Origin of the sequence: Vibrio ichthyoenteri ATCC 700023 (assembly GCF_000222605.1) — a bacterium.
In the GTDB taxonomy this organism is placed as follows: domain Bacteria; phylum Pseudomonadota; class Gammaproteobacteria; order Enterobacterales; family Vibrionaceae; genus Vibrio; species Vibrio ichthyoenteri.
Genome location: NZ_AFWF01000021.1, coordinates 1 through 2,603, shown reverse-complemented (window position 1 = coordinate 2,603; position 2,603 = coordinate 1). Strand labels below are relative to the sequence as shown.

The 2,603-nt window shown below is 41.6% G+C and carries 5 protein-coding genes; 2 read left to right on the top strand and 3 right to left on the bottom strand.

Features of this window, described 5'->3' with window-relative positions:
* Positions 1–26 precede the first annotated feature (26 nt).
* Complete coding sequence (locus RH85_RS02790) at positions 27–419, bottom strand: hypothetical protein (protein ID WP_006710668.1); 393 nt, start codon at positions 417–419, stop codon at positions 27–29.
* A gap of 236 nt (positions 420–655) precedes the next feature.
* Between RH85_RS02790 and RH85_RS02785 the strand changes: the two genes are divergently transcribed.
* Positions 656–940: a type II toxin-antitoxin system RelB/DinJ family antitoxin gene (locus RH85_RS02785; protein ID WP_006710667.1), complete on the top strand. Its 285-nt coding sequence runs from the start codon at positions 656–658 to the stop codon at positions 938–940.
* On the top strand, positions 937–1,215 hold the full coding sequence (locus RH85_RS02780) for a type II toxin-antitoxin system RelE/ParE family toxin (protein ID WP_006710666.1): 279 nt from the start codon (positions 937–939) through the stop codon (positions 1,213–1,215). Before RH85_RS02785 ends, RH85_RS02780 begins: the two co-directional genes overlap by 4 nt.
* A gap of 156 nt (positions 1,216–1,371) precedes the next feature.
* On the opposite strand, the gene RH85_RS02775 is transcribed toward RH85_RS02780, so the two are convergent.
* Both RH85_RS02775 and RH85_RS02770 read right to left on the bottom strand, forming a co-directional pair.
* Positions 1,372–1,965: a hypothetical protein gene (locus RH85_RS02775; RefSeq protein WP_006710664.1), complete on the bottom strand. Its 594-nt coding sequence runs from the start codon at positions 1,963–1,965 to the stop codon at positions 1,372–1,374.
* A gap of 5 nt (positions 1,966–1,970) precedes the next feature.
* Positions 1,971–2,405: a Panacea domain-containing protein gene (locus RH85_RS02770; protein ID WP_006710663.1), complete on the bottom strand. Its 435-nt coding sequence runs from the start codon at positions 2,403–2,405 to the stop codon at positions 1,971–1,973.
* Positions 2,406–2,603: the final 198 nt, after the last annotated feature.

Here is a 2,603-nt window from a genome sequence, read left to right as displayed (position 1 = left end):
GTATTTCAAACCCGCGATAATTAGGGCTATATGTCTTTCCAGTGACAAATGTTTTTCCTATCGCTTTCCCATGTAACAGCGCAAGGTCTAGTCGTACGAGCTGCAACTAGAGCCTCACCTTCAGGAGAAAACAATACATAGACATGGTAGAAAGCAGCCTTCTCATCTTTGAGAGGCTGAAGGACAGGAAACTTCTTAATGGTGCCTCCAAAGTCCTCATAACCTTTACACAAGTAGTAATACTTCTTTTTTACGCATATTTCTTCTGGTTCGACAACAGAGCCAAGTTCTGATGTCCATGCCAAATATGCATTTGCTTCTCGTTTCTTTTCTGCATATTTGCCTTCCCATGACGGTTCCAATAATGCACAAGAAGTCGTGATTATTGCTATCAGGCCACCGATTATTATTTTCTTCATTGAATTCCCTTCAAAAACTTAGTTGATAGTATGCCTCTGTTTCACTTTGAAGTAGCTAACGCCGCATTAAGTGGTGAACAACGCGACCACTAACCTTAAACCTTGCCACATTCAGCACTAAAGCTGACCCAAACTGAAATTGCCAAGCGTTGAGAATCCGTCTTAAATGCTTTGTTAGTTGCCCTTACCTAACGCTAGTGCTAACATTTGTACACACATAGATTTAGGAGCGACTCATGGACACTAGAATTCAATTTCGTGTTGACGACGAAATTAAACGCTTAGCTCAGCAAATGGCTGAGAGCCAAGGACGCACACTTAGCGATGCTTGCCGTGAGCTAACCGAGCAAATGGCTGAGCAACAACGAAAAGCATTATCTCACGACGCTTGGTTAACTGAACAAGTAAACCTAGCATTTGAGAAGTTTGACTCAGGAAAAGCTTCATTTGTTGACCATGACTCTGCAAAAGCACGAATGGCTGAACGAAAAGCTAAGATTCGTAGCCGAGGTCAACAATGATTTTATGGGAGGAAGAATCGCTGAATGATCGTGAGAAGATCTTTGAGTTTCTTTATGACTTTAACCCTGACGCAGCTGAAAAAACTGACGAAATCATTGAAGCTAAAGTAGAAAATTTACTTGAGCAACCATTGATGGGTGTTCAACGTGATGGTATTCGAGGACGATTACTAATTATCCCGGAAATTTCAATGATCGTTTCCTACTGGTTCGATGGCTCAGCAATTCGTGTAATGCGAGTTCTACACCAGAAGCAAAAATTCCCTACCGACTGATTGTTGTCGGTGGGCAAACTAACGCCCTGTTAAGGTGTGAGCAACGCAATACCGATGCTTCCGCATACCGCCTTAAACACAAAACGCAACGCATAGCAAAAATGCCAAGCGTTGCGAATCACTCTTAAACAGATTGTTAGAGCTCTATCTACAGAGCTAATCAACTGGATAGATTTGATGGTCCCTTTCATACCAGACCAAATAGAAATGCCCCTGAAGTTCGACACCCCATGCTCTTTTTTTATTTCCAAGACGAAATCTAAAAGGACTATCAAACTGCTCCAAATTTAATTCTAACCAACGTGCAACTGCTTCATCGCGTAGATCGCTGATGTCGTGGTCATGATGCATTAAGTGCATAGAGTCAGAGGTCATTGCCTGTAGTTCACTCCAGTCCAGACCCTCCAATGAATTTAAGCCTTTAGAAATTTGATTTGCCCATTCATCATCAGACCAATGTCTAGACTCGCCCCATGACCACTCATCCTTGAGGTCAGCAATCCTAGCGCACCATGTCATTTTATATCCAAACCTCGAACCATTTTGGTTTGCTTTGGCCTGTTTAGGGGATTCGAGATCTTGCAAGTTAGCATCTAGCTTAGGTAATTTTTCTAACTCGGGTAAGAATTGGATCTTGGGAATGTGTTGTGCACCACTTTCAATAAACTCAGAACGAAACCTTACAGCTTTTTCTCTTTTTTTCTCTTTTTTGGCGAGTTTACGTTCTTCCCTTTCAATTTTTTTACTCATAAGTATTAAAGTGCAGCGTAGTATTCTTCCATTGAACCTTTAGTAAGCACCTCACTTGATGACGCCATTGCTTCAAGGGTGCCTCGAGCATCTTTCCAAGGAGACTCTTTGTGCGTTAAATTGCTTAACCACTGAGCTGATTTGTCACCATAGAATTCAAGAACTTTATCAATTGTTTCTACTTGATCTTCAGTTAACTCTTCTTTGTTACCTTGCGAAAAGGTATCAGCATTAACCTTAAATAGACCACGGTGCTCATGATAAAGAGAACGGAGAACCGGACCATTTGCCCAAGCTTCGAAATCTTCTGAAAAAAGCTCTTCTTCGTCCCAAACCAAGGACCAAGCTTGACTATAATAGACAAGCTTTTGTAGCTTCATTGCTGATATCTCACCTAGTTCATCTAGGATATATTTCACAACATCAAATTCAGTAGCCATTATTATAAACACCTCTTTTATTTGCCACTATTCTAGAGCATTACTGTTAATTTGTACACTACGAGAGCTCTAACGCCGCGTTAAGTGGCGAGCAACGCCAACCACCCAACCTAAACCATTGTGACATACATACTTAACCTGAAGAAAGCCGAAAGCGCCAAGCGTTGGGAGTCCGTCTTGAACGCTTTGTTAGGCATC

What these genes read in the sequence shown, in the direction of transcription:
- RH85_RS02790 (WP_006710668.1), bottom strand. Translation starts at nt 419, where the DNA reads ATGAAGAAAATAATAATCGGTGGCCTGATAGCAATAATCACGACTTCT.
- RH85_RS02785 (WP_006710667.1), top strand. Translation starts at nt 656, where the DNA reads ATGGACACTAGAATTCAATTTCGTGTTGACGACGAAATTAAACGCTTA.
- RH85_RS02780 (WP_006710666.1), top strand. Translation starts at nt 937, where the DNA reads ATGATTTTATGGGAGGAAGAATCGCTGAATGATCGTGAGAAGATCTTT.
- RH85_RS02775 (WP_006710664.1), bottom strand. Translation starts at nt 1,965, where the DNA reads ATGAGTAAAAAAATTGAAAGGGAAGAACGTAAACTCGCCAAAAAAGAG.
- RH85_RS02770 (WP_006710663.1), bottom strand. Translation starts at nt 2,405, where the DNA reads ATGGCTACTGAATTTGATGTTGTGAAATATATCCTAGATGAACTAGGT.